Consider the following 21,871-nt stretch of genomic DNA (forward strand, 5'->3'; position numbering starts at 1 on the left):
CGCTACGCCCGGCTAAACGGTGGTCGTGGTCCCCACGTAGGACAGCACGACGTCCGATTGATCGGTCTGCCGCGTCAGCGTCGCGTATGAGCGGATGAAGGACTGACCCACGCAGCCATCGATCTTGATGTGGAAGTTGCTGATCATCACCCAGGGGTTGGCGCTCTTGAATTCCTTCTTGTTGACCGGCACCACGAGCACGAAGCCCGGTTTGAGCCCGACAGTGATCACGCCGTTCACCGGCGTGGAGAGCACGGGCACGATTCCCGTCGGCAGCGCGCCCAACGGCCCGGAGACCCCGACCGACGGCGTCACGCCGGTGCTACCGGCCAACGTCACACCGTTCGACGTGCTCATATCGATGCCGCACCCGACCTCGTAACCGACTTCGAGCAGCCCCCGCGGTTCGTCTGGTCCGACCAGCGAGGCGATGAATATGCCGCTGGCGAGGTATTCGCGCGACGACACCGCGGTCGTCAACGGCGCCACCGGCACCTGCGACTCGTCGCGGGCGCCGAGCGTGAGGGTCCAACCGTCGGGCGTGTTGACGGAGACGGGAGTGCCGGGCGCAACCTTGCCGTCAGGCGTTGGCGCGACGTCAGTCACGGCTGCCGGATCGGCATCCGCGGGCGGTGTCAACGGTGCGGTGATGACGACGCACACAGCGATAGCCGCGGCGCGGCGAAAAAGCACGCGAATCGGCTTCACGGCCGAAACGGTAAGCGGCCGACGATTCACTTGCGGGCCAACACGTTCCACCAAAATTCAAGTTGTTCCGCATTTGTGATCGAGATGCGACATCGACGCGCAAGGGTAAGCGGCATATCGTGGGATGACATCAATCAGTTCGGCCCGAGGAAGAACCATGACGCGCATGTGGGTGCCCCGCTTGGCGGCCTGTGCGTTCGGCGTTCTCGGCGTGACGACCACGGGCGGCTTGGCCCACGCGCAGCCCGACCCGACTCTGCCCATCGTGCCGTCGATCATCGATCAGCTGGTGACGTCGACTCCAGCGCTGTCGGTGGACCCGCGCGATGAGGGCGGCGCGACCGTGTCCCGATGGGGCGGCGTCGGCATGATCTGTCAGAACCTGAACGTTCGCTGCCGCTGACGCGAGCGCCTAGTTCGGCGGCGACAGCTGACGACCGGTAAAATCTGTCGTGGAATTCGCGGACAATTGACAGTTTCGTTCCCTGCGCAACTTTGCCTCGAAGCTTGAGTCGGAGCCACTTCAGCATCAAGTTGAGCGAAGGAGGCCATCGATCGTGAGCTCCCTGCTACGGCTATCCAAGACGGCCGCCCGCCGAATCGTCCAATGGTGAACGAGCTGACCGGCCGGGGGGCGGAGAGTCGGCGCATCGGCGATCTGCTCGACGATATCGATGGCAAACCCACGGCCTTGGTCATCGAGGGTGACGCCGGTATCGGTAAGACGACGTTGTGGCTGGCCGCTGTCCACCGTGCGCGCAGCCGGGGTATCCGTGTGCTGACGGCGCGAACCAGCGAGGCGGAGTCGGTGCTCGCGTACGCGACGTTGGCTGATCTGATGTGCGACGTCGATCCGGATCTGTGGGCGAACCTACCGGCACCCCAGCGCCACGGATTGGCGTCCGCACTGCTGATCGAGCACACCGCCGATACTTCGGCCGTCGATCAACGCGCGGTCGGCGCGGCCTTTCTCGCGGTGCTCGACTTGATCGCCGCGGACACACCGGTACTGCTGGCGATCGACGATGTGCAGTGGCTTGATGCCTCGAGTGCGGCCGTCGTGGCATTCGTTGAGCGCCGACTGACCGCACGAATCTCATTGTTGTGCACCGCTCGAACCGGACTTGACGTGCCGGCGACAGATCGGTTTGCGCTACAAAATCCCGATGCCGTTCAGCGCATACGGTTGTCGCCCCTGACATTAACGGAACTGCACGAGATACTTGTCGCCCGGCTGGGGCTGCGTGTCGGGCGTCCGGTGATGCGCCGGATACATGAGATTTCGGGCGGAAACCCTTTCTATGCAATCGAATTGGCGCGTGAGATCGATCGGCAGGGCGCTGCCGCGGAAGTGACGTTGCCTGACAGTCTGGGCACGCTCGCGCGGCTTCGGGTCAACAACGTCGGCGAACGGGCGCGCGAGGCGCTGCTGGCCCTCGCCACCCTCGCCACCCCCACGGTCGGCGATGTGGCTCGGGCGGTCGGTGTCACACCAGAAGAACTGGCGGTGCTTCTGGCTGAGTGCGAGGCCCAGTCCATCGTCACATTCGATGGGAACCGTGTCTGTTTCACCCATCCACTGCTCGCCCATGCGGTGCATGCCGATGCGCCTGCACCGCGCCGGCGGGCTATGCACCGCAGGCTGTCCGGGATCGTCGGGGAGCCAGAACTGCGTGCTCGACATCTGGCGCTCAGTGATCCGGCCGGTACGCCTGCGACTCTGCAGGCGCTTGACTCCGCTGCCCGGACGGCGCGGGGCCGCGGTGCGCCCGCGGCGGCAGCCGAACTGCTGACTATGGCGATCAACCTTGGTGGTGCGTCGGATCGAAGACGAATTAACTTGGCGGAGTGTCTCTTTGATGCGGGCGATCCTGTCCTGGCACGTGAAACGCTGGAGACGGCGATAGCGCAGCTACCGCCTGGTCTGCTACGCGCTGAAGCCCTGCAGACGTTGGCGTTGGTGCGGCTCTATGACGACAGCTTCGCCGACGCGGCTGAGATGGGCAGGCGTGCGTTGGCTGACTGCGTCGGTGATTCCGCGCTGCGGGTGGACATCGTCAGTGGCTTGGCCTTTGCGAGCCTGAACATGGGCGGTATCGATGAGGCGCTCGTCCTGGGCGACGAAGCGGTCAGTATTGCTGAACGCCTCGAGCTTTCGGAGCCGCTCGGCCGGGCGCTCGGCATGCGGGCGATGCTGACTTTCATGAGTGGGGGCGGCGTCGCCGTGGATGACGTCCGTCGAGCGGTCGAACTGGGCAACCCGCACGCACGTGTCCCCGTGGCATTTCGGCCGAATGTGCAGCGGCTGCTGTTGCTGGGCTGGACTGGCAAGTTCGCCGCCGCTCGGGAGGAGCTGGCGGCGGTCGGTCGACGCTGCATTGCTCTGGGCGAAGAAGGCGAAATGATGTTCATCGCTTTCCAATTGGTTCTGTTCGACGTGTGGCGTGGTGATTTCGGCAGCGCGGTCGCGACCGCTGATGACGCGCTCGCACGGGCCCGCCAATTGGGTGGGGATGCACCGATGTCCGTGGCACTGACGGTGCAGGCGACCGTGGCGGTGTATCTCGGCAGAGTCGATGACGCCCGGCGGGATCTGGCCGCAGCACTCGATGCCGCAGTGCGGACCGGCCACCTGCGAATATCTCAATGGGTGATCGCAATGCTGTGTTTTCTGGAACTGTCACTCGGCAATCACGCGAATGCGGTGACGGCCGCCGAACCCTTGATGCCGATGCTGCAATTCATGCCCGACTACACCGAAATGCTCGGCGGCACATTCATTCCCGATACAGCCGAGGCGATGATCGGACTCGGCAGCGTCGATCAGGCCGAGCCGTTGATCGAGGCGCTGGAACGAAACGGACAGCGACTCGATCGGGCATGGATGTTGGCAGCGGCTTGTCGCTGTCGAGCAATGCTTCTGGCCGCCCGCGGCGATCTCGCGGCCGCGGCAGATCGTGCGCAAGCCTCTCTCGAATACAACGAGCGGGTCGATATGCCATTCGAGCGGGCCCGCACCTTGCTGCTGATCGGGCGACTACAGCGGCGTCTTCGCCGGACGTCCTCGGCGCAGGCGACGTTGGCTGAGGCTCTGGAAATCTTCGAGCGGCTGGGTGCCCGACTGTGGGCGGACCAGACTCGGATCGAGTTGGCACGGCGTGCCGGGCGCCCGCGGGTGCCGGGGCTCACCCCGACCGAACAGCGGGTAGCCGATTTGGCGGTGGCTGGAGCGACCAACCACGCAATCGCGTCCACGTTGTTCATCACCCGCAAGACCGTCGAGGTGAACCTGTCCCGGGTGTACCGCAAATTGGGCGTCCATTCCCGCGTCGAGCTTTACCAGGTGATGAACGACGGCAAACGAATTGACTCCGCCCCGACCAATAGCCAGCCCGAGGTGTGAGCCCGCGAAACTGTAGTAAAACCCCCAATGCGCGGCCGCGGAGGCGCTCAAGGATGCGTAGTCGACTTTCGTCGAACTCGGGACCACATTGTGGCCCGATCGCACCCGACGGGAGTTGGCCGACGTGATCGACCATCCAGCCATCGTCGAGCGTCTGACCTGCGCACTGTGGCGGTCGTCCCCACGACACCGCGGACCATGTGCGACCAAGGAGAGTGTTCGGCCCTTCTGACGCCTCGGTCCCCGAACTACATTGCCAAATTGTAGGGAAACTCCTTATTTCCTGTCTGCTGTGACGAGATCTAGCGTCGAGTTGTCGGGAATGCGGAGAGGAACATCCAATTCTCATGTCTAGCAGTGACTTCGGAGCGATGGGGTGTGCGCACGGTGCGGGGCGCATTTTCGCGGTGGTGGGGCTGTGTGCCGCGACGATCGCAGCTCTCAACGGGGTTGGTCTGACCCCGATGGCTACAGCCGATGGGGGCTGCATTCCCAACAACCAAACGGGGCTGGTCCCGCGCAACGCCCGGGCCGGCGACAACGTCTGCGCGACCAAAGATGTTGCGAGCACCGTGCAGAAGGAGAATCAAGCTGCGGCGAGTGGGCAGGGCTATGTGCCCGGCGGTGGCGCGTATGGGCCCAAGACCTGTGTGTCGGGCCTGGTTTGGCGGGAGGCGTTCGATGGTGACGGGGTCTGCGTCAGCGTGGAGCGGCGCACCGTGACGTGGCAGGAAAACGCCAACGCCGGGGTCGGCAACACCGGCGGGCTCAAACCACAGCCCGGGTTCAACCCGGGTGGTGTTGTGGCGGCCCCTGGTAGCGGAGGCGCCGATGCTGCCCTGCTGGCGGCCGTCAATGATGCCCGGCTGCATCCGGAGAAGTACCCACCGCACACGAAGGATCCCAATACCGGTCAGCCATGGGATACCTCAGGGGCGGCTACCAAGGCCTGCTCGTCAAGGTTCGCCGATTCCGGAGCACTGGACAACACCGCATCCACGCACAACGGCTACATCGCCACCATGGACAAGGTAACGGTCAACAATTACCCGAATATGCACAAGACCGCGAGCGGCGGGCTGGAAACGGATCAGGGCGGCCCCATCACGCAAGCCGGTTATGGGTCCACGGGAGAGATCGTCGCCGATGGGTTTTCCTCGGAGGCGGGCGCCCTGCAGTTCTGGATGCAGGACGACGGCGGTAAGAACAATTGGGGCCATCGCAACCTCATCCTCAACTGTGGCCTGACCGACGCCGGTGCCGCCGAGTTCACCGGCGGTCCGTGGGGTCACTACTGGACTGTTGACATGGGCGCGCATTGATCAACCGTGGGCCATCGCACCGGATAGGAAGTGACGCGAATATGATCAAGTGCGCCAGCGCTTCTCGCACAACAGTGCTGTCCATTGCGACACTAGCCGTGTCGGTGGCGGTCGTGGGCGCAGAACCGGCCTGGGCGAATCCACCCCTACCCTACGGGCCGAATACCTGTTCGCCGGGTCTGGTCTGGCGGGAGGCGCGCGTCGGTGACGCGGTCTGCGTCCGGACCGAAGATCGGACCCGTACGGCCGCGGAAAATGCCCGCGCCGCAGGCGAAGTCGATCCCCAGGGTGCGTACGGTCCGCAGAGCTGCCGGCAAGGGTTGGTCTGGCGGCAGGCATTCGACGGTGATGCAACGTGTGTCACGCCGGATACCCGGCGCGAGAATCTCGAGTGGAATTCATATCGGTGCGGAACGGTGCTCGGTACTCAGCAGCATGCCGGGTATTGCGGGCCGTTACCTCCACCGCCCGGCGACCTCGGATGAACCCGCTCGAGAGCGGATGCTCATGTCGGATAAGGACTAGCGCTCAAATTGCTATCCGCAAATGCAAACAGGCTTCCTGACATGACCGGTTCTGGTGACCCGCTGTCGGGATATCGAAAGGAGTCCGCTTTCATGGTCATTCGCGTTCTCGCGTGCCGCTGGGCGGCGTTGGGGCTGGCGTGTGCGGCCGCGGTCAGCGTGCTGGGCGCAGTAGCGGCGCCGCCGACGGCGTCCGCTGACGGAGGTTGCATTCCCGGCGATATCCCCGGGCAAGTGCCACGCCTGACTAGGGCGTGTCTGACAAATGGGGTAGCCACAGGGTGACCGCTCTCAGGACTGCTGCGGCGCGGTAGACGATGGCGAGCTTGTCGTAGCGGGTGGCCAGTCCGCGCCATTGCTTGACGTCATTGAAGTTGCGTTCAACGACGTTGCGGCCCTTGTAATCTTGGGCGTCGAAGGCCGGGGGCCGGCCGCCACGGCAGCCCCGTCGTTTCCGGTTGGCGACCTGATCGGAAGGTTCCGGGATCACCGCGCCGATCCGGCGTCGCCGCAGCAAGGTCCGGGTGGCTCGACTCGAATAGGCCTTGTCTGCGCGGACGCGATCGGGGCGGGTGCGGGGCCGTCCGCCGCCGGGGCGGTCGACTCGCAGATGGGCGAGCAAATGCTCGAACACCGGGCCATCGTGGGATTGACCGGCGCCCACGAGCACCACCAACGGCCGCCCGCGACCGTCGACCAGATGGTGAATCTTGCTGGTTAACCCACCGCGGGAGCGGCCAATACCGTGGTCAGGCGGCTCGATCGCCAGATTCGTGTAATTCGACCCAGCCCCCTGTGTCACGGGTGAGGTTCGTGGCGTGCTGATGCGCGCGAGCGATCGTGGAATCGACCGCCACCGCCCAATCGATCATCCCGGCCTCATCAGCGGCCGCCAGCAACCGGGCCAACACCGCATCCCAGGTACCGTCGGCGCTCATCCGCCGGTGCCACGTCCAGATCGACTGCCACGGACCGAACACCTGCGGCACGTCACGCCAGGCAATGCCACACCGGTACCGGTAGATGATGCCCTCAACCATCGACCGAGCATCCTGGAAAGGTCTGCCCCGCTTACCCGTTCGAACCGGAAGCAGATCCTCGATCAACGACCACTGGGCATCGGAGAGCAATTGGAACCGCGACATTCCTCAAGTCTCAGGCACCACACCTGAAACTTTTGTCAGACACGCCCTAGGCCCAGCGACAGCGTTTGTGTACCAGTGAATATCGCGCAGGAAGTTCAGTCTGAGAACGCGGCCGCGGCGAGCGGTCAAGGCTATGTACCCGGTGGAGGAGCCTACGGGCCAAAGACGTGTGTCTCCGGATTGGTCTGGCGTGAAGGGTACGACGGTGACGCGGTGTGCGTCAGCCCTGCCAGACGTACGGAAACCTGGCAGGAGAATGCCAATGCGGGGGTGGGCGCCACGGGTGGCCTGAAGCCGCAGAACACTTCTGGATCGCCTGGTGAACACACCGTCACATTCCAGGTACTCGGTGGTGGTGATGTTTTCTCCGTCATTCCTGACCCCGGCACCCCGGTCTATCCGGCGAACTCCACCTCGTGGGTGTCGACACCCTGGTCTCAGACCGTGCAGGTGACGGGAAGCAAATACCTGGCGTTGAACTACACCGATCACCACGGGACTCACGACTGCGCGATCCTGGTGGACGGCCGGGCCGTCCCACTGACCGAACACTCGTCAGGCAGATGCGCATATCAAATTCCTGGGCAGTAGCCCGATTTCAGGCCCGGCGCGGAGGTCAGTGTCGGGGCCGGCGCACCGCCGCAACGCGGTCGACAACGAACGGGAGCAGTGATGAAATCGACGGTAATCATCGGCGCAACCATGGCCTTCGCCTCGCTGACGGCCACGTCGATGCTGGGGATGCGGGTCGCCTCGGCTTCGGAGTTGGAGTCGGCCGAGCTGTGGAATCTCATCAACGATGCGCACTTGGCGTCGGGTTGTCCCGCCTATGGCAATGCGGCGCCCTTGGCGAACGTGGCTCTGCACCTGGCGCAAGCGATGGTGGCGCACAACGGTGCGAAGAATGCACCAGGGGGTTTCGCTCCGACGGCCGAGAATCTACTGAATCAACAGGGGTACTACCCCACCGCGATCGGTGAGATGGATAACTTCAACACAGTCGATCCGCGCAATATCCTCAGTACCGAACCGTGGCCATCCGGGCGGCAGGCCAGTGCGAAAGACAAGGCCGCGATGGAATTCTGGGAGAGCCACGGCACCAAGGACCTCATCTCGAATTGCGCTATGCAGCAAATGGAAGTCGCCGTTTGGGAGAACGGGAACAACTGGGCCGCGGTGTCTCTGACGGGTACCCCGGGAGCTGCCCCTGGCCCGCTCCCGCAGCAGGATCAGCCGCACTAGCCGCAGCCATGCCGTAGACGCGTTGAATTGCTTTGGGCTGCTAGGGAGTTGCTGTCACAACTACTCGAACGATGCCTGCCCCGGTGTCCGATGCGATCACCAGCGTCGGTGCGTTCGCGGCCGAGACCACGTGGCCGCCGGTGACGGCCACCGTATACCCGTTCGGGTACGCGACGGCCGGTACCGAAAGGGTGCTCTGTGCACCTACCGCGAAGTTGCCCGAATTGTCCGCCTTGGCCGTCGAGTAGCTGAAGGTGAAGGCCCCGTTGGCAGTTGAGAAGCCGAGCGGGGTGCCGGAGACCGCCTGTGGGTATGGTGCGGCCAGGGTCTGCAGGCTGGTGGTGTTGACGTTGCTGCCCGTCGGTGGCAGGGCCGGGTCGTAGACCACGGACTCACCGTTGGTGCTGCCGCTGGTGGTGATGTCACCGACGCCGGAGTAGGCCCACTCCGACCAGCCCATCAGATACTTTGCGGCAGCGCTCATTTCGGCGTTCAAATCCGATGGCAGGTTGGAGGCGCCGAACTCGTCCATGAACACCGGAATGTTGTTGGCCTTGCCGTAGGCGTTTGCGGTGCCGGCCTGCTGGTTCGCCAGCCAGCCGCAGATGCTGCTGGTGGCCGATCCTGCGCAGTAATCATGAAATGCCAGAACCACTTTCGCGTCGTTGATGGTGCCCAGCTGGACTGGCGCGCCGAGGATCGCGGGTATTTCGGAGACCGCGGGGTTGGCGGGTTCGACGAACAGTGCGGTGTTGGGATCCACGGCCCGGATGGCCGCTGCCACCTGGTTGTACATCGGCGTCAGCTGTTGGTCCGCGTAGAACGGGCTGCCGAGCAGCGTCGGCAACCACGAGGTGCCCGGGAAAGGCTCGTTCATGATGTCGTAGCCGATGACGCTGTTGTTACCGGCGACCGTTTCCCAGGCCTTGGCGTAGTTGTCCTGAAGCCCGATGCCGTTGGCGGCGTTCGAATTGTTCCAGAAGTTGTCCCACGCCGTGGTTTCGGCGGGGTTCAGGTAGTAGCTGCCGGGGAAGCCGAAGCCCTGGTTGGGCCGTCCACCGGTCTGCGTGGCCCACTCCGGGGCACCCTCGCCGCCGAGTGAGGCGCTGTACAGGTCCTGGTGCATGTCGATGATCGTGTAGATGCCGTGTGCGGCGAGCATCTGGACGGTCTGCTGGATCGACTTGACGTACGCGGCGTCGTACACGCCGGGCTGGGGCTCGACGCCGGCCCAGATGACGCCCAGCCGCACCACGTTGAAGCCGTTGGCTGCCAGGAATGCGGCGTCGTCCTCGCTGAAGCCGCTGGCCGACGGTTCGTACGGCGCCAGCTTGTACACCTCGTTGAACCCGTGCAGCAGCACGACCTGCCCGTTGCTGTTGGTCAACCACACGCCGGTCGGCGTGACGGACAGCATGGAGCTGTTCGCGCCGGTCTGGATGAGTGCGGCGCCCGTACCAGACGTGCCGACCGCGCCGTGGTTGCCCAGCAGTCCCGCATTGCCGCCCGCGCCACCGAGCGCCGGCAGACCTGTGGAACCGCCACCGACTCCGCTGTTCCCGGCGTCCCCGCCGGTACCGCCGATGCCCAGAACGAAGGCGCCGGAACCGCCGTTGCCACCGCGGCCGCCGTCGGCGCCGTCACCGCCTCGGCCACCGCCACCACCGGCACCGAACAGCAGACCGGCACCGTTGCCACCCTTGCCGCCGGACCCGCCCGTCCCGCCGGCCTGCGCACCGCCGTCGCCACCTCGACCGCCGACACCCATCAGGAAGCCGCCGGCCCCGCCCGTGCCGCCGGACGCTCCGGCGCCGCCGGCCCCGCCTCGGCCACCGTTGCCGACCATTCCCGCCGCGCCGCCGTTGCCTCCGGAGACCGTCGCCTCCGTGTTGTCCCAGCCGGCTCCGCCGTCGCCGAACAACCACCCGCCGGCGGTGCCATTGGGCGCGGTCGCGGTGCCGGTGCGGCCGTTGCCGATCACGTACGTGCCGGCCAGTCGGTTGATGACGCCGTCGACGCCCTGCCCGAGCGGACTGTTGATCCAGCCTTCGAGGCCGGTGTGCAGCGGGTTGTAGATCAGCGGCTGGAACCACGCGGCCGGATTGTTCGGCGGGGCCGGCACGGCTGTCGGTGCCGCCGGGGTCACGGTCGAGGGGACTGCCGCGGCGGCAGCGGTCGTGCTGGTGGCAGTGGTTTGCGCGGCGACGGGTCTGGCGTGGCTCGTCTTCGGTGCGCTTGGGGTAACTGCCGAAGTCGTGGGTGGTTTGGGTTTCGCGGCAACGGGATTCGGCGGGTGGTGGTTCGAGTGATCCGCTGCCGCGCCCTGGTCAGACTCGGTTTTGGTGGTCGGCTTGGCCGGCGGGTCGGTGCGCTTGGTCGAGCTGTCGCTTCCGGTGTGCGGTGTGGAACCGGCAGTCGAGCTCTTGGGGCCGCCGGCCGCATCGTGGCCGGAACCGTTGTCGGCGTATGCGACCGCGGTCCCGCTGGTCAGCGCTGCCCAGATGCCGAGGGCGCCTGCCAATCCGCCGATGCCGCACAGACCGGCGCTTACCGTCATGGTTTCTGTATACGGGACGGTCGCGTGCGTTGCGGCCGAAATGACGCGGCTGTGTGAATGCCAGATCGCGCGGACTGGCGGGAGTGGTTCGCGCCTGGGGCGACGACAGTCAGGTGGCACAGACGATTTGGGCCCGTCAACCGGAGTTGACGGGCCCAAACCGTGTGTTCAGTTAGCCGGCGCCGGCGGCGGCGCCGGTGCTCCCGGTGCAACCGGGGGGTCTGGCGGCTCGTAGTACTGCGCGAGTCCCGGCGGGATGTTGGTCCCTGGAGGGGGCGCAGTGCCCGGGAGCGCCTCGCCCAACTGCTGCTGATTCCACTGGCTCAGCGATCCACCCCGCAGGCGGCCGTCGTGGTACATGTCGATGTACCGGTGAACCCAGTCGTGCGGGCTGATGTCGGCGTTTTCCTGCCCTGGATCAACCCCGAATTCCTCACACTTGCCCGGCGCCGACGGCTTGAGGCATTGCTGCACCCCGTAGGCGTTGTTGAACGGGTTGAGGTTCGGAACCGTGCCGGTACCGCCGCCGGGGGCTGACGGAGCAGCGTTCTGGCCCAGCACCGTATCGGCGCTCAAACCAGGTGTGCCTGGAGGCAGTCCGAGCACACCAGCCGGGGGAGCGGCCGCCGGATCGGTGTTGTTGCTACGTTGCCCCAGCACATTGACTCCGGCCGCTCCCAGCGGAGCGCCCAGGACCGGCATATTCGCCTCCGACAGCGGAGCCGGACCCAGGGCCTCGGCGGCGCGATTGGCGATGGAGTCGGTCTGGTCGTTACTCCCCGGCGTAGGAACCGGTGAATTCCAGTCGGCAAAAGCCGATCCTGCGAAGGCGATGGACGCCGCGACGGCGATCATGCCAGCCGCCGCGGCCTTGCCCATCAATTTACTGCTGACCATTAGACGGCTTTGGTGATGCCGTAGTAGGCCACGATGTCATCGGTGTCGGTGGTGGAGCTGGTCAGCGTCGCGTAGGAACGGATGAACGACTGACCGACGCAACCGTCGACCTTGATGTGGGTGTCCTTCAGCGTCACGCGGACCGGGGCGGCCTTGAAGGTCTTCTTGTCCACCGGCACCTGGGTGACCGTGCCCGGCTTCGGGTGGATTTCCAGGGTGCCCGACAGGGGGAAGGAGACGCCGGTGGGGATCGGCGCGACGAACGACGAGGTTGCCGAGATACCGGCAGATCCGATCAGACGGATCTGGCCGAGCTCGATGCCGCAGCCGATCTGGTAGCCGGCCTCCAGGGTGCCGCCGGTGAGCTTGGTCTTGCCGCCACCGGTGACGGTGCCGGTGAAGGTGCCGCCTACCAGGTACTCACGCGAGCTGACCGCGGTGGTCAACGGCGCAACCGGCAATTGGGACTCGTTCTCGGCTTTGACGGTCAGCACCCAGCCGTCCGGCGAGGTGACGGTGGCGGGTTCGTCGGAGGCGACGACACCGGTGTCCACCGGCGGGCCGTCGTTGGGGTCTGCCTGTGCGAGCGGTGCGGGCAGCAGCATGCACGCTGCGGCCAAAACGGCGAAAGGTTTGAACACGGTGGTAATGCCCTTCGTATTTCAGGTTTGACTGGGTGAGTTTTGGGACTGCAACGACGTGGATCGCTGCTTAGACGGCCTTGGTCACACCCAGGTAGGTGATGACGTCATCGGTGTTGTCGGTGGAGCTGGTCATCGTGGCGTAGGACCGGATGAAGGACTGGCCGGCGCACTGGTCGGTCTTGATCCGCACGCCGGTGATGCTGACGCGGGCGGTGGTGCCCTTGAACGACTTCTTGTCGATGGCGACGGTGGTCACGGTGCCGGGCTTGAGGTAGATCTTGCCCTGCAGGCTCGCGGACAGACCGAAGGTCGGGAGGGCGGTGAGGCTGACACCGGGGGTGATACCCAGGCTCGGGTTGATCTCGGTCTCGTCGGAGATGATGCCGCAGCCGATCTGCTCGCCGGCCTCCAACGTGCCGCCGGTCAGCTTGGTCTTGCCGCCACCGGTGACGGTGCCGGTGAAGGTGCCGGCGACCCAGTACTCACGCGAGGTGATGGCGGTGGTCAGCGGGGCGACCGGCAGCTGGGTTTCGTTGGTACCGGTGACCTGCAGGTGCCAGCCGTCGGGGGTGTCCAGGACACCGGCGGGGCCTGACGGGACCGCGCCTTCGGGGGGCAGCGGCGCGTTGATCGGTGCGACGGCCGGGCCATCGGCGGGGTCGGCAGCTGCCAGCGGCGCGGTGCCGACCGGGAGCAGCACGCAAAGGGCTGCCAACATGGCATAGCGGTTCGACATGATGATGAGCGCGCCTCTCGTAATCGGTTGTTACAGCGCCCCTGTGAGCGCTGTAGTTGCTGTGTTTGTGTCGCTGCGGAGCATCTAATGGATGGGTTGCCGGACGGTTAACAGACCGCAAAAACTTGCCCCTCCGTTATCGACCAGTGGGCGACTGGCAAATATGCGTGTATTGGTGGAGGTATTTGTGGTGGTCGGTGACCGCTGAACGTGCTGTTCAGCGGGTGTGATCTACGTCATTCAGTGAATAGTGCAATGCAACCGACGGGGATTGGAAATCATCGGTTTGACTTGCGTTAACCAAACGGCCATCTAGAGCCCCGACCGTTGGAGCGTCGAACGCCGAGCGTCCGTCATAGCCAGGTGGGCACAAGGTCTCCGGTGGACGCGGCGCGAATGACTTGGAGGAAACCGTGAAGTCTTCACACGTCTGGATGAGGTTCGCGGCAGCGGCCGCAATCGTCTTGGGCGCGGGGGTATTTGGGCAGCCCTCCGCGGAGGCTGATCCCGATGCCCCGGCCCCCGCCCCGGTGGATGCCAGCGCGTCGGTCCAGGCGTCCGGTGTCACCGCTTCGAACGCTGACCCCGCTGCTGCGCAAGCATGTGCCCAATTCGCTGCCGCGCTCGACAATGCGGCAGAGGGCTACAGCAATTTCGCGGACGACCTGGACGGCAACGACCCTTACATTGCTCAGAGTAATCAGGCTGGTCGGTCCAGTCTGGAATCGTCTGCCAAGGTCGCCATGGACGCCGCCAATACTCCGGGCCTGTCGCCGGAGATTGCCAACCCGATGCGGTCCTGGTCGGTCGGTGCCGCCAAGTTGTTCGTCAAGATGGGCATCGGGATGAGGGGCGGCACCCTCGACACCACCGCGAACGAGGTCAACACCAACGCCGAGGCCGTCCAGCGCGAGTGCGCCGCGGCCGGTACCCACGCCTGAGCGCGCGGGTATATAAGGAACACGTGAAGCGACACGCCTTCGGCGTTGCCGTGCTGTGCCTGGCCCTGGCTGCCTGCGGCGGTAAGACGGGCACGCCGACACCGGCCACCCCGACGACGGTTGCCGAGTCGAGCATCGACAACCTGCTGCTGACCCCGGACGAGCTGAACAAGACGATGGGTACCACCGGCATGGTGGGGCGTCCGCCGAATGACGGCATGGACGACAACCACAACCTGCTGCCGAACCTGAACTGCCTCGGCGTCTGGCAGATCGTCGAGTCCGCCATCTACTCGAAGGACGGTAAGGACGCGAAGAGCGGCCAGGACTGGAAGGCCGTGCGGCGTCAGACGTTGCGGGTACCCGACACCGATCAGTGGGACTACCTGGCCGCACAGTCGGTCGTGTACTACCCGACGTCCCAGTCGGCCCGCGACCTCTTCAACCGGTCGGCCGAGCGGTGGTCCAAGTGCACCAACCACCACGTCAACATCCGGCTCAACGACAAGCCGCTGCCCAAGTGGCTGTCCGGCGACCTGGAGCGCACCGACACCAAACTGGCGATGCCCATCACCCGGGGCGCCGGGCCGGAAACCCGTTGGTGCCAGCATGTTTTGCAGCTGGTCTCGAATCTGATCATCGACGTCGAGGCCTGCACCCCCAAGGCACCGGTGACGGCGGCCGCGGACATCGCCGCGAAGATTCAGGCGAACATCCACTAACCGGATCGTCCCGCTGGTTGCACCATCCCGGTCACGGCGCGTGGCCGGGTGGTCTATGGTCGCGCCATGGCAGTCAGCGCGTCGCACGAAGTGACCATCGAGGCAACCCCTGAAGAGATCATGGACGTCATCGCCGATCTTGCGCAGACGCCCGTGTGGTCGCCGCAGTACACCAAGGCCGAGGTCCTGGACACCTACGAAAACGGCCGGCCGAAGCAGGCCAAGATGACCATCAAGGCGGCCGGCATGGCCGACGATCAGATCCTCGAGTACACCTGGACGGACCTGACGGGCAGTTGGGTGCTGATCCGTTCGTCGTCGCTCAAGAAGCAGGAAGCGCGCTACACGCTGACGCCGGTGGACAACAAGGCCGGCCCAAAAACGAAGGTGAAGTTCGAGATCACCGTCGACCCGGTGGTGCCCATCCCGGGCTTCCTGCTGAAGCGCAGCGTCAGCGGTGGCGCCGAGACCGCCACCGAGGGGCTGAAAAAGTTCATGGCCAAGAACAAGAAGGCCTGACGCACACCGGGATTCAGCCGCTGCGACCCATGGGCTAACGTCGCGGGATGACGAATGCGGGGCCATTGGCCGGAGTCAAGGTGATCGAACTCGGCGGGATCGGCCCCGGGCCGCACGCCGCCATGATGCTGGCCGACCTCGGTGCTGACGTGGTGCGGGTCCGGCGTCCCGGCGGGCTGACCATGCCGGCCGAGAATGTCGACCTGCTGCACCGCGGCAAGCGGATCGTCGACCTGGACGTCAAGTCCGACCCGGCCGCGCTGCTCGCGCTGGCCGCGAAAGCCGATGTGCTGCTTGACTGTTTCCGTCCCGGTACGTGCGAGCGCCTCGGCGTCGGTCCGGCCGAGTGCGGAGCCGTCAACCCCCGCCTGATCTTCGCCCGGATCACCGGTTGGGGGCAGGACGGCCCGCTGGCGCAGAGCGCGGGCCACGACATCAACTATCTGTCGCAGACCGGCGCGCTGTCGGCCATCGGCTACCGCGACCGGCCGCCGGTCGCACCCCTGAATCTGGTTGCCGACTTCGGCGGCGGTTCCATGCTGGTGCTCATCGGCATCGTGACGGCGCTGTACGAACGCGAACGGTCCGGCCGCGGCCAGGTGGTCGATGCGGCGATGGTCGACGGCGTCAGCATGCTGGCCCAGATGATGTGGACCATGAAGTCCACCGGTGTGATGAAGGACCAGCGCGAGTCGTTCCTCCTGGACGGCGGCGCCCCGTACTACCGGGTGTACGAGACCTCCGACGGCGGCTACATGGCGGTCGGCTCCATTGAGCCGCAGTTCTTCGCTCAGCTAATTGCCGGCCTTGGTCTGGAACCGGCCGAGGTGCCCAACCAGTTCGACCTCGCGCGGTACGACGAGATGCGGGACATCTTTGCTGCCCGCTTCGCGAGCCGGACCCGTGCCGAGTGGACCGCGACGTTTGCCGGCACCGACGCCTGCGTCACTCCCGTGCTCAACTGGACCGAGGCGGCGGCCGGTGAACACCTCCGGGCCAGGTCGACGATCGTCACCGTCGACGGTGTCGACCAGGCTGCCCCGGCGCCGCGGTTCTCCCGGACCCCGTCGGGACCCGTCGGTGCCCCGCCGCAGCAGACCACACCGATCGACGAGGTCGGTTGGTAACGGTTGGAAAGTTAGCTGGCGCGTTCCCTACCCGAGGCGGGTATGGAGGACTAAATTTGCCCTTATGGCAGTTATGGCGTCCCGAGAGCTGGTGATCGACGCCTCGCCCGAAGCCATCATGGATGCGCTTGCCGATATGGACGAGGCGTCGCAATGGCGCAGCTTGCACCGGCAATTACAGGTACTGGATCGGTATCCCAACGGTCGTCCTCATCACGTCAAAGCGACTGTGAAGATCATGGGCTTCACCGACAGGGAACTCCTGGAGTACCACTGGGGTGATGACTGGATGGTGTGGGACGCGGCCGATACCTTCCAACAGCGTGGACAACATGCCGAGTACAAACTGACTCGTGAGGGCGATCGGACCCGGGTGCGGTTCGACATCATCGTGGACCTTGTCGCCCCCATTCCCGAGTTCATCTTGCGCCGGGCCCGCAAACTGGTGCTCGATGCTGCGGTTGACCGGCTGCGGGCCCGGGTGACTCGTCTCTACGGCTAGTCCGCACCGGAGCGATTTGTGCGCGAAAACGGTCGCTACGCGTACCTTTTCGTGCACAAATCACAGGGTGCGGAGCCGGCTGATCGCCTCGTCCAGGGTGTCGTCGCGTTTGCAGAAGGCGAAGCGCACCAGGTGATTCCAGCCCGCTGAGTCAGGGGAGGACGGGTCGAGGAACGCCGACATCGGGATGGCCGCGACGCCGACCCGCTCGGGCAACCCCGCGCAGAACGCGGTGCTGTGGTCGTACCCCAGGGGCCGGGGGTCGGCGCACAGGAAGTAGGTGCCGAAGCTGTCGTGTACCTCGAAGCCGATGTCGGTCAGGGCGCCGGCCAGCCGGTCCCGCTTGCCGCGGTACGCCGTGCGCAGTGCCTCGACCCAGGCGTCCTCGTGGTCGAGTGCGTGCGCGACGGCAGGCTGGAAGGGCGCGCCGCCGACATACGTCAGGTACTGCTTGGCGGCGCGGACTCCGGCGATCAGGTCGGCGGGTCCGCAGGCCCAACCGATCTTCCAGCCGGTGCAGTTGAACATCTTCGCGGCGCTGGAGATGGTGACGGTGCGCTCGGCCATGCCGGGGTAACCGGCGAGCGGCCGGTGCTGATGGCCGTCGAACGTCAGCTGCTCGTAGACCTCGTCGGTGATCACCAACAGGTCATGCTCGATGGCGAGCGCCGCGATGGCCGCCAGCTCGTCGTGGCTGGCGACCATGCCTGTCGGATTGTGCGGTGAATTCAGGATCAGGGCGCGGGTCTGAGGCGTGATCGCGGCGCGGAGCCGGTCGATGTCGATGGCGAAGCCACGGTGGCGGGCCACCGACGGGCCACTGTTGTCGGGCGCGAGCGGGACGACGACCCGGCGGCAGCCGGCCATCGCGATCACCGGGGAGTAGGAGTCGTAGAACGGGGCGATGATCAGCACTTCGCTGTCTGGCTCGACCAGCCCGATCACCGCGGCGGCGATGGCTTCGGTGCCGCCGACGGTGACCAGTACCTCGGTGTCCGGGTCGTAGTCGATGCCGTAGTGCCGCTTGCGCTGGGTGGCGATGGCCTGGCGCAGCTGGGGAATGCCCGGGCCGGGCGGGTACTGGTTGACGCCGTCCGCGATGGCCTGTTGCGCCACTGCGAGCATCGGCGCCGGGCCGTCTTCGTCGGGAAAGCCCTGGCCGAGATTGACGGCGCCGACGCGCGCGGCCAGCGCCGACATCTCGGCGAAGATCGTGGAGGCGTAGGGCTGTAGGCGGGCGACCATCCTCGGTGGTGTCACCCCGGGATTGTCGCAGAACTCCTGGTGTTGTCGGCCGCGCCCTGATGCCGCTGCTGCCGCGCGATGACGGCGAAGTAGAACGCCAGCGCGAAGGCGCAACTGGTGAACAGGCTGCTGACGAAGAACAGCCACGGCTGCCGGATGCCGCGTCGCAGGCCGTCGGCGATGGTGAACAACGGCAGCAGGATGACGTTGATGATCGTGTAGTCCTGGCCGGCCGAGGATGCCGCGGGGTTGACGAACATCAGCCGGATGTAGTCCGACCAGCTGCCTGGTCCGGTGATCGGATTGCCATCGGGCGGTTGGTAATCCATGACGAACTTGGTGTTGAAGTAGTAGCCGATAGCGATCGAGGCGATGCCGATCACGTAGTAGGCCGCTTCGAGGGCCGAGAACGCGGGTCCGCCTGCGGGCCTGCGGAAGACGGCCGGGTTGAGCTTGACGATGAACGCGATGGTGATCAGTCCGAGGAGCGCGTGGACGATGAGCGAGACCATGCCAGCGGAGTCTGCTCGCCGCGAAATGTTTTGTCAATCATGACAAAACATTCTGCGGTACGGTACTGGAATGGCTCGGCCCCCGCAGACCGTTCGTAGTGAGCGCACGCGTGAGGCGTTGCAACAGGCGGCGCTGGTCCGCTTTCTGGCGCAGGGTGTGGAGGGCACCACCGCCGAGGAGATCGCCGCGGATGCCGGAGTGTCCCTCCGCACGTTCTATCGGCATTTCACGTCCAAACACGAGTTGCTGTTCGCCGACTACGACGCCGGCCTGCACTGGTTCCGCACCGCGCTGGCCGGACGGCCCGCCGACGAACCGGTGCTGATGGCGGTGCAGGCCGCGATCTTCGCTTTCCCGTACGACTTTGGCGCCGTCACCAAGATCGCCGCGCTGCGCGAACAGGAGCTCGACGCCGAACGGATCGTCAGCCACATCCGGCAGGTCGAGGCGGACTTCGCCGACGCCATCGCCGAGCATCTGGCCCGGCACGGTGGGTCGGATGACCGGCTGCGCATCGCGGTGACCTCGCGGACCATCGCCGCCGCGGTGTTCGGCGCGATGGAGGTGTGGATGCTGGGCGCGGAGCGGTCGCTGGCCGATCTGGCGCGCATGTGCCACCAGGCGCTCGATCAGCTGGCCGCTGGGGCGGTCTGAGTTTCGTTGCCCAAAGTTTTGTCACTATTGACATAACTGGCCCGGCGGTGCCAGTCTGCGGACATGGCTCAATTCGACGCGATCGTGGTGGGAGCGGGGCACAACGGGCTGGCTTCGGCGGTGATACTGCAGAAAGCCGGCCTGCGCACACTGTGTCTGGAAGCCAAGCTGTACTCCGGCGGTATGGCCTCGACCGTCGAACTGTTCGACGGCTTCAAATTCGAGATCGCCGGGTCCGAACAGTTCCCGACGGCGCTCAAAGTGAGTGAGGAGCTGGGCCTCGACGAGGTGCCGAGCGTCGAGCAGGAAGTCATGTCGGTCAACATGCGGGGCATCGGCGACGAGCCGTTGCTCTTCTACTCCGACCCCATGAAGCTGCTCACCCACATGAACGAGGTGCACGGCGCCGAGGCCGTCAACGGCATGGCCGGGCTGATGGCCTGGAGCATGGCGCCGGCGCGAGCCCTCGGCAGGTTCGATGCCGGGCTTCCGCCCAAGACCTATGACGAGATGTATGCCTGCGCCACAAACGAATTCGAGCGTTCAGCCATCACCGACATGCTCTTCGGCTCGGTGACGGACGTCCTCGACCGCTACCTGCCGGACAAGGACAAGCACGGTGCCATCCGCGGCATGCTGTCAGTGCTGGCGTGCAACTCCACCTACCGCGGCCCGGCCACCCCGGGCAGCGCTGCCGCGCTGGCCTTCGGCCTCGCCGTCCCCACCGACGGTGCGTCGCTCATGCGAAAGCTCAAGGGCGGCATCGGCGCGCTGGCCAAGCACCTCGAGGGCGCGTTCGTCGCGCACGGCGGAGAGGTCCGGTTGCGCAGCGCAGTCGCGGCCATCACCGTCGCCGACGGCCGGGTTACGGGGGTTCGATTGGACGACGGCACGGAAATCGCTGCACCCGTGGTGGTTTCGTCGCTGGCTCCCTCGTTGACGGTCGACCGGCTGCTCGGCGGTGCCGCCCCCGACGACGTGCGGGCCCGCTATACGCGCGTCGACCACCGCGGCAGCTACCTGCAGATGCACTTCGCGCTCGACGGCACCCCGGAGTTCGCCGAGCCATACGAGATGCTGAACAACCCCGAATTGCAGGGCACCATAGGCCTTTTCAGCACTCCGGAAGAACTGCAGCAACAGTGGGAGGACAGCAGGCGGGGCATCGTGCCGTCCGACCCGTCCATCGCCTGGCAGATTCCCTCGGTCCTGGATCCCGGGCTGGCGCCGCCGGGCAAGCATGCGTCGTCGGCGTTCGCGCTGTGGTTCCCCGTAGAAGAGGGGGCAGGTGACTCCGCCAGTTACGGCTCGATGAAACGCGAGATGGGACAACGGGTTATCGACAAGATCACCCGTGTGGCACCCAACTTCGAGAAGCTGATCCTGCGGCATACGACGTTCACGCCGCGGCACATGGACCGGATGTTCGGCGCTCCCGGCGGCGACTACTGCCATGGGCTGATCCATCCCGAACAGATGGGACCCAACCGGCCCGGTCCGCGGGGCTACCTCGACCAGGAGCTGCCGGTGCAGGGGCTCTACCTGGGCGGCGCGGGCTGCCACGGTGGCCCGGCCGTCAACTTCATCCCGGGTTACAACGCCGCCCACGCCGTGCTCAACACGTGACCGGGGCTAACTGAGTCGAAACGTCATTGAAACGGGATCGGCAACAACGGCCTCCTATGCTGCGGGTATGCGGCCCCACCGGCGTTCCGTCCTGCTCGGGCAGCTGGTGGCGGATGGGACCGCGCCGTCACAGCAGGGGGTGCTGAACGAACTGCGCCGTGCGGTCCTCGACGGCGGGGTGCCGCCCGGTACGCCGATCCCATTGGCCGACGTGGCAGACGTGTTCGGCGTCAGCCAAATTCCGGTGCGGGAGGCGCTGAAAACGCTCATCGGGGAGGGGCTGGTGGAGCACCAGCCCAACTTCGGCTACACCGTGGCCCTCTTGACCACACAGGAACTACGCGAAATGTACATCGTGCGTGAGGCTTTGGAGTCGGCATCGCTGGCCGTCGCCGTGGCCAACGCCACGGATGCCGACCGTGCGGCCGCGGTCGCGGTCAATGTCAGGCTGCAGCAGGCGATCCACGACGACGACGCGGGCGCCTACCACCGGCAGAGCCGGGAGTTGCACGCCGCCCTCACCCGGCCGTCGCGCATGCATCGGCTGCTGCACATGCTGGAGGCGGCGTGGAATGTCACCGAACCCGTGCAGTCCATGGTGCATGTCAGCCGTGACGACCGGGCACACCTGCATGCCGATCACTGCGCGATGGTCGAGGCCTTCGTCGCCGGTGATGCGGAGCGCCTGATCGCTGTCTCGGAAAGCCATGCTGTCCGGCTCAACGCGGTGATCGCCACACTACCGACCGACGCGGGACTGCTGGCGTAGCGGCGGATATATCTTTTTCGCAATTGGCGCATATCCCCGCGGAAACAGCGGGGAAACGTTGCATTCTTAGCGTTT

Annotated in this window: 21 protein-coding genes; 13 read left to right on the plus strand and 8 right to left on the minus strand. The window is 65.7% G+C overall.

The genetic code is table 11. The features are described 5' to 3' along the window. Window positions 1-12: 12 nt before the first annotated feature. Window positions 13-693: an MspA family porin gene (locus tag ACX12F_RS02850; RefSeq protein ID WP_459370223.1), complete on the minus strand. Its 681-nt coding sequence runs from the start codon at window positions 691-693 to the stop codon at window positions 13-15. A gap of 172 nt (window positions 694-865) precedes the next feature. Here ACX12F_RS02850 and ACX12F_RS02855 point away from each other — a divergent pair, with 172 nt between their 5' ends. The 3 genes from ACX12F_RS02855 (at window position 866) to ACX12F_RS02865 (ending at window position 5,433) form a co-directional block, all read left to right on the plus strand. Then, a complete protein-coding gene (locus tag ACX12F_RS02855) occupies window positions 866-1,111 on the plus strand; it encodes a hypothetical protein (protein ID WP_459368196.1) in 246 nt (81 codons plus the stop codon). 204 nt (window positions 1,112-1,315) lie between these two features. Next, window positions 1,316-4,111, plus strand: a complete 2,796-nt coding sequence (locus ACX12F_RS02860; protein ID WP_459368197.1) for a helix-turn-helix transcriptional regulator — start codon at window positions 1,316-1,318, stop codon at window positions 4,109-4,111. Between the two features lie 347 nt (window positions 4,112-4,458). Further along, window positions 4,459-5,433: a CAP domain-containing protein gene (locus tag ACX12F_RS02865; protein ID WP_459368198.1), complete on the plus strand. Its 975-nt coding sequence runs from the start codon at window positions 4,459-4,461 to the stop codon at window positions 5,431-5,433. A gap of 771 nt (window positions 5,434-6,204) precedes the next feature. Here the strand turns inward: ACX12F_RS02865 and ACX12F_RS02870 are convergent. Beyond that, window positions 6,205-7,102, minus strand: a protein-coding gene (locus ACX12F_RS02870) for an IS5 family transposase (protein WP_459366735.1) whose coding sequence is annotated in 2 segments (ribosomal slippage) — window positions 6,205-6,757 and window positions 6,756-7,102 — 900 coding nt in all. Because the reading frame shifts where the segments join, the coding sequence is not laid out codon by codon here. Between the two features lie 75 nt (window positions 7,103-7,177). Between ACX12F_RS02870 and ACX12F_RS02875 the strand changes: the two genes are divergently transcribed. Together ACX12F_RS02875 and ACX12F_RS02880 are read left to right on the plus strand one after the other, a co-directional pair. After that, a complete protein-coding gene (locus ACX12F_RS02875) occupies window positions 7,178-7,693 on the plus strand; it encodes a hypothetical protein (protein WP_459368199.1) in 516 nt (171 codons plus the stop codon). 81 nt (window positions 7,694-7,774) lie between these two features. Further along, window positions 7,775-8,344, plus strand: coding sequence for a hypothetical protein (locus ACX12F_RS02880; RefSeq protein WP_459368200.1), 570 nt, complete (start codon window positions 7,775-7,777; stop codon window positions 8,342-8,344). Between the two features lie 40 nt (window positions 8,345-8,384). On the opposite strand, the gene ACX12F_RS02885 is transcribed toward ACX12F_RS02880, so the two are convergent. The 4 genes from ACX12F_RS02885 to ACX12F_RS02900 all read right to left on the minus strand — a co-directional run bounded on the left by ACX12F_RS02885 (window position 8,385) and on the right by ACX12F_RS02900 (window position 13,178). Continuing rightward, a complete protein-coding gene (locus ACX12F_RS02885; protein WP_459368201.1) occupies window positions 8,385-10,901 on the minus strand; it encodes a cellulase family glycosylhydrolase in 2,517 nt (838 codons plus the stop codon). A gap of 168 nt (window positions 10,902-11,069) precedes the next feature. Next, window positions 11,070-11,798, minus strand: a complete 729-nt coding sequence (locus ACX12F_RS02890; RefSeq protein ID WP_459368202.1) for a hypothetical protein — start codon at window positions 11,796-11,798, stop codon at window positions 11,070-11,072. Then, window positions 11,798-12,439 carry an MspA family porin gene (locus tag ACX12F_RS02895; RefSeq protein WP_459368203.1) on the minus strand — a complete coding sequence of 214 codons (642 nt, stop codon included), beginning with the start codon at window positions 12,437-12,439 and terminating at the stop codon, window positions 11,798-11,800. Before ACX12F_RS02895 ends, ACX12F_RS02890 begins: the two co-directional genes overlap by 1 nt. A gap of 70 nt (window positions 12,440-12,509) precedes the next feature. Then, window positions 12,510-13,178 carry an MspA family porin gene (locus ACX12F_RS02900; protein ID WP_459368204.1) on the minus strand — a complete coding sequence of 223 codons (669 nt, stop codon included), beginning with the start codon at window positions 13,176-13,178 and terminating at the stop codon, window positions 12,510-12,512. Window positions 13,179-13,591: 413 nt separating this feature from the next. Here ACX12F_RS02900 and ACX12F_RS02905 point away from each other — a divergent pair, with 413 nt between their 5' ends. The 5 genes from ACX12F_RS02905 to ACX12F_RS02925 all read left to right on the plus strand — a co-directional run bounded on the left by ACX12F_RS02905 (window position 13,592) and on the right by ACX12F_RS02925 (window position 16,989). Continuing rightward, window positions 13,592-14,119, plus strand: a complete 528-nt coding sequence (locus ACX12F_RS02905; protein WP_459368205.1) for an Rv2240c family protein — start codon at window positions 13,592-13,594, stop codon at window positions 14,117-14,119. 23 nt (window positions 14,120-14,142) lie between these two features. Further along, entirely contained in the window at window positions 14,143-14,841 is a 699-nt protein-coding gene (locus tag ACX12F_RS02910) for a sensor domain-containing protein (RefSeq protein ID WP_459368206.1), read from the plus strand. Window positions 14,842-14,907: 66 nt separating this feature from the next. Next, window positions 14,908-15,360, plus strand: a complete 453-nt coding sequence (locus tag ACX12F_RS02915; RefSeq protein WP_459368207.1) for an SRPBCC family protein — start codon at window positions 14,908-14,910, stop codon at window positions 15,358-15,360. A gap of 47 nt (window positions 15,361-15,407) precedes the next feature. Then, window positions 15,408-16,487, plus strand: coding sequence for a CaiB/BaiF CoA transferase family protein (locus ACX12F_RS02920; RefSeq protein ID WP_459368208.1), 1,080 nt, complete (start codon window positions 15,408-15,410; stop codon window positions 16,485-16,487). Between the two features lie 64 nt (window positions 16,488-16,551). Next, complete coding sequence (locus ACX12F_RS02925; RefSeq protein WP_459368209.1) at window positions 16,552-16,989, plus strand: SRPBCC family protein; 438 nt, start codon at window positions 16,552-16,554, stop codon at window positions 16,987-16,989. Between the two features lie 60 nt (window positions 16,990-17,049). Here the strand turns inward: ACX12F_RS02925 and ACX12F_RS02930 are convergent, their stop codons facing one another. Together ACX12F_RS02930 and ACX12F_RS02935 are read right to left on the minus strand one after the other, a co-directional pair. Further along, complete coding sequence (locus tag ACX12F_RS02930) at window positions 17,050-18,234, minus strand: pyridoxal phosphate-dependent aminotransferase (RefSeq protein ID WP_459370224.1); 1,185 nt, start codon at window positions 18,232-18,234, stop codon at window positions 17,050-17,052. A gap of 11 nt (window positions 18,235-18,245) precedes the next feature. Beyond that, window positions 18,246-18,746 carry a DUF2834 domain-containing protein gene (locus tag ACX12F_RS02935; RefSeq protein WP_459368210.1) on the minus strand — a complete coding sequence of 167 codons (501 nt, stop codon included), beginning with the start codon at window positions 18,744-18,746 and terminating at the stop codon, window positions 18,246-18,248. Between the two features lie 70 nt (window positions 18,747-18,816). On the opposite strand from ACX12F_RS02935, the gene ACX12F_RS02940 reads away from it, so the two are divergent. The 3 genes from ACX12F_RS02940 (at window position 18,817) to ACX12F_RS02950 (ending at window position 21,796) form a co-directional block, all read left to right on the plus strand. After that, complete coding sequence (locus ACX12F_RS02940) at window positions 18,817-19,401, plus strand: TetR/AcrR family transcriptional regulator (protein ID WP_459368211.1); 585 nt, start codon at window positions 18,817-18,819, stop codon at window positions 19,399-19,401. 63 nt (window positions 19,402-19,464) lie between these two features. Beyond that, the gene (locus tag ACX12F_RS02945; protein WP_459368212.1) at window positions 19,465-21,027 is read left to right on the plus strand and encodes a phytoene desaturase family protein; all 1,563 of its coding nucleotides are present in this window, start codon (window positions 19,465-19,467) and stop codon (window positions 21,025-21,027) included. 67 nt (window positions 21,028-21,094) lie between these two features. Next, window positions 21,095-21,796, plus strand: a complete 702-nt coding sequence (locus ACX12F_RS02950) for a GntR family transcriptional regulator (RefSeq protein ID WP_459368213.1) — start codon at window positions 21,095-21,097, stop codon at window positions 21,794-21,796. Window positions 21,797-21,871 lie beyond the last annotated feature (75 nt).

This window comes from Mycolicibacterium sp. HS_4_1 (genome assembly GCF_054515875.1).